Source organism: Actinophytocola sp. (assembly GCF_050699915.1).
In the GTDB taxonomy this organism is placed as follows: domain Bacteria; phylum Actinomycetota; class Actinomycetes; order Mycobacteriales; family Pseudonocardiaceae; genus Actinophytocola.
Window position 1 is genome coordinate 1 of the sequence record NZ_JBOHGA010000351.1, and the last position, 4,131, is coordinate 4,131.

3 protein-coding genes and 1 pseudogene are annotated in these 4,131 nt (G+C 71.6%); 2 read left to right on the forward strand and 2 right to left on the reverse strand.

Going from position 1 to position 4,131, the window contains the following annotated elements; translation table 11 throughout:
* Both ACRDSK_RS32225 and ACRDSK_RS32230 read left to right on the forward strand, forming a co-directional pair.
* Positions 1-441 (forward strand): annotated as a pseudogene (locus ACRDSK_RS32225) (hypothetical protein); the annotation flags it as partial.
* Positions 441-1,223 carry an ESX secretion-associated protein EspG gene (locus ACRDSK_RS32230; RefSeq protein WP_431445191.1) on the forward strand — a complete coding sequence of 261 codons (783 nt, stop codon included), beginning with the start codon at positions 441-443 and terminating at the stop codon, positions 1,221-1,223. The pseudogene ACRDSK_RS32225 and the gene ACRDSK_RS32230, both read left to right, overlap by 1 nt.
* Positions 1,224-1,416: 193 nt before the next feature.
* Here ACRDSK_RS32230 and phoU read toward each other — a convergent pair whose 3' ends face one another.
* Positions 1,417-2,082, reverse strand: a complete 666-nt coding sequence (gene phoU / locus ACRDSK_RS32235) for a phosphate signaling complex protein PhoU (protein WP_431445192.1) — start codon at positions 2,080-2,082, stop codon at positions 1,417-1,419.
* Between the two features lie 85 nt (positions 2,083-2,167).
* Positions 2,168-4,131: LCP family protein (locus tag ACRDSK_RS32240; RefSeq protein WP_431445194.1), on the reverse strand; the 1,964-nt coding region annotated here is incomplete at its 5' end.

The window sequence follows — 4,131 nt, forward strand, 5'->3', positions numbered from 1 at the left end:
GTGCCGATCGGCGGCTTTCCCCCGGGTTCCGGCGGGGCCGATGGCGAACGCGGCCGGTTCGGCGCGGGCGGCGGTCGCGGGTTCGGGCCCGGCGGCTTCGGTTCGGGCAGCGGATTCGGCTCCGGATCCGGCGGCGCTGGCGGGAGTGGCGCTGGCGGGAGCGGCGCCGGCGGGCTCGGTGCTCGCGGCGGCGGTGTCGGTCCCGGTGCGGGAATGCCGGGTGCCGGCGGCGCGCTGGCGTCGGAGAGTGCGGCCATGCGTGGCGGCGCGGCCGGTGTCGGACGTGGTGGCATGGGCGGCGGCGGGTTCGCACCCGGCGGCGGTCGCGGCCAGGGCGAGGACGACGACGAGCACCAGCGGCCATCGTTCCTGGTCGAGGGTGACCCGGACGCGGTATTCGGCACCGACGAGGCGACTGCCCCACCCGTGATCGGTGAGTGATGGCGCGTTCGTTCACGCTGTCGCTCGCCGCGGCGGACATCGTGGCGGAGCTGCTCGGGGTGAACATCCGCATGTTCCCGTTCGAGATCCCGAGTGTCGGCCAGTTCCAGGTGGACCGGCAGCGGATCACCCGCGCGGTGCTCCTCGACCTGGCCAAACGCGGGCTCGTCCGGGACGATGACCTCGATCCCGACCTGAAGCTCGCCATGCGGACGCTGTCGAACTACGTGATCGCGGTCGCCGTGATGGGGACCGTGGAGAAGAACCGGGAGATCTACGCGCGGGCATCGGCCACGAGCGACGCGGGCGTGGTCGTGGTCAAGGAAGACCAGAGCATGCGCTTCGAGCTGGTCCGGCCCACCTCGCTCGCGCTGGCGTTGGTCGACCTGCTGCCGAGGATGCAGGCGGGCCCGGGCCAGTCAGTGACGATCCGTCGCCCCCCGCCCGCGCCGGCGCGACACCGGCGGGACGACAACGAGCAGATGGTCTTCGGCGAGCGCGTCCGGGCCACGACCGAGCAGCAGCTGCGCACGGCGACGAGCTACCTCTCGCGACCGCGGACGGGCACCGGCTTCTTCGCGGTGAGCGGCCGGGACCGCCATGGCCGGGAGGTCCGGGCCGGCGGCCTGACGTGGCTGGACACCGACCAGGGCCGCTACCTGACCCTGTCCCGCCCACCGGACGAGGACGGCGCGGTCACGGGCACCTTCTCCCCGGCCGACTCGGTCCGCCTGACACACCAACTGGGCGAGATGATCGAGTCGGTGGCCCCGCGCCGCTGACCTGTCCACAGCCCCGCCCGCGCCCGCCCGTTTCTGTCGGTCCCCGCGAATAGACTGGAAAGCGGAGGGCCCCCGCGGGTCCGGAGTTGTCCACAGGCGCCGGTGTCCGGCGACCGGAATCGTCGGTGGCGTCGCTACGCTGGATTTCGGGGGCCGGAGGCCGCCCGGGTGTCCCGGACGGCGGCCTTGTCGGTCAGACGACTTCGTCGTGGGCGGTGCCCGGCATGCGGCCCGTCACGACGAAGACCACTCGCTTGGCAACGGACACCGCGTGGTCGGCGAAGCGCTCGTAGAAGCGGCCCAGCAGCGTGACGTCCACGGCCGCGGCCACCCCGTGCGGCCAGTCCTTCTCCATGAGCACCGAGAACAGATGACGGTGCAGGTCGTCCATCTCGTCGTCGGCCTCCTCCAGGGAGTGGGCCTGCTCGATGTCCTTGCTCAGGATGACCTGCTCGGCCTCCCGCGCCAGCTCGACGGCGACCCGGCCCATCTCCGCGAAGTACGGGCTCACCTGCTCGGGCAGCACCGGCTGCGGGTGCCGCCGCCGGGCGGCCTTCGCTACGTGCAGAGCCAGGTCGCCCATCCGCTCGAGGCTCTCCGCCGCGTGGATCGCGGCCAGCACACTGCGCAGATCGGACGCCACCGGCGCCTGCAGGGCCAACAGCGCGTACGCGTGCTCCTCGCAGGCCGACCGCGCGTCGTCCACCTTCGTGTCGTCGCCGATGACCTGTTCGGCCAGGCCGAGGTCGGCTTCGAGCAGGGATCGGGTGGCGAGCTCCATGGCCGTCGCGACCATCGAGCACATGCCGGCGAGCTCCACGACGAGCTGGCCGAGTTCGACTTGGTAGGCCTCACGCATGGCGACAGCCTACGGGCGTGGACAAGCCCTTACCGCATCGCCCGATGAATCCCACGTGAACCCAAGGCCACAAATGAGTACCAGGTCAGGCGCAGGAAACGTCCCCGCCGTTGATCGTCGAGAGGTCCTCCGGCAGCGGCTCGGCGGCCGGCTTGCCCTTACCGGGAGCGACGATGTTGCCGTCGAAGCCGGGGCCGATGATCAGCTGCACCGCGCCCGCCAGCGACGGGTCCTCGGCGAGCTCCGCGTCCGGCACCGACGTCTGCAGCGTCTTCGCCTGCGCCTCGCGTCCCTTGGCGTACTTGATGACCGTGCGTTCCACGTTCTCCGGCGCCGCGTCCACCCACACGATCTGGTACCCGAACCCGGCCAGCTGGTCGGCGGTGTCACCGGCGATCCCGCCGGTCGGGTTGCCGCCGTTGAACACCTGCAGCTTGATCGTCTTCGGGTCGACCTGCCCGCCCTGCCGCAGCTCAAGCCCGGTCCGCAGCTGCTGCGCGCCCGACTTCTCCCCGGGCAGCGGGCTGTCCTTGCGGATCGCCGACATCAGTGCGTTCGTGTCCTCGACGCGCAGGTCCTCGTTGCCTCGATCGTTCGCCTCGCCGACCGTCGGCACGGTCACGAACGTCACGCGCCCGGCCTCGATGCCCTGTAGCGACTGGCCTAGCACGACCATCTGGTCGACGCCGATGTTGTCGCCGAACGTCGACTTCGAGAACGCCTCCACGAAGGCGCTCAGCTTGCCCGGGTCGAGCAGCACCTCGCTCGACATCGCCTTGCGCAGCAACGCGGACAGGAACCGCTGCTGGCGCTGGATCCGCCCGTAGTCCGCGGTCACGTCGCCCTGCACGTGCCGGGCTCGCACGAAGTTCAGCGCCTCGTTACCGGAGAGCTGCACGTTCTCGCCGGCGGTCGGGACGATCGTGCCGAGGATGTCGTCCTTGAGCGGCTTCTCGACGCAGATCGGCACGCCGTCCACCGCGTCGACCATGCCCTTGAAGCCGTTGAAGTCCATGCCGACGAAGTGGTTGATCGCGAGCCCGGTGATCTCCTGCACCAGCTTGGTCACGCACTTCGGGCCGCCGACCTGGTAGGCGGAGTTGAGCTTGACCTGCTCCTCGGCCGGCTTCTGCTCACCCGTGTAGTCGCCGCTCTCGGGGTCCCAGCCCTCGCAGGCGGGCCGGCTGATCTCGAGGTCTCGGGGGAAGGACACGATGACGGCGCGCTCCCGGTTGGCCGGGATGTGCGCGATCATCACGGTGTCCGACCGGGCGCCGAGGACCTCGTCCTCGTTGCCGACGTTGTCCTCGTCCTCGGCGCCGGCACGGGTGTCGGAGCCGACGAGCAGGAAGTTCTCGTCACCGCGCTGCGCGGCGGCGTCCTGGATCGAGTCGGAGTTCGGGTCGAGCGCGTCGACCTGCTGCGCGCTCGCGTCGACCCAGCTCTTGAATCCCCACGCGATGCCGGTCGCCACGAACACCAGGATCGCGGCGGTCGCGGCGAACACGCGGATGGTGAGCTTGCGGCGGCGGGTCTTCGGGTCCTGGTCGAACACCGCGGGCGCGGTGGCGGGGCGCGGCTCGGCGGGCTCGTCGTTCTTCTTCTGCGGCACCGCGATGGTCTGCATCGCGACCATCTCGTCGAGCTGGTCGAGCTCGTCCTCCTGTTGGCGCCACGGCATGAGCCGGCGGCGCTTGGCCTTGCGCTGACGCTCCTCGGCCTGGATCTCGTCGTGCACCGCGGAGAAGCGGGCCAGCGTGTGGTCGATGCCCCGGCGCTTCTGGACCTCCTCGCCGATGGCCTCCATCTCCGTGGTCAAGGAGATGGCGTCCGAGGCGGCGCGCGGCGGCGGCAGCGGAGCCTTGGGCTCGCCGGGCCGTTCCTCCGCGCTCGCCCGGGAGCCGGGGATCGCGGGCCGCTCCTCCCGCGACGGGTCGCGGGGGATCGCGCCGGACGGGTGGCGCGGCGGGTGCTCGTTCGCCATGGGGTCGCCCGGGACGGGGCCGCCCGGCGGCGGGAGCGGGTGCTGGCCGGAGGCCTGGCCGGGCA

Excerpts from the sequence above, each read along its gene's own strand:
- ACRDSK_RS32230 (WP_431445191.1), top strand. The coding sequence starts at position 441 with ATGGCGCGTTCGTTCACGCTGTCGCTCGCCGCGGCGGACATCGTGGCG.
- phoU (WP_431445192.1), bottom strand. The coding sequence starts at position 2,082 with ATGCGTGAGGCCTACCAAGTCGAACTCGGCCAGCTCGTCGTGGAGCTC.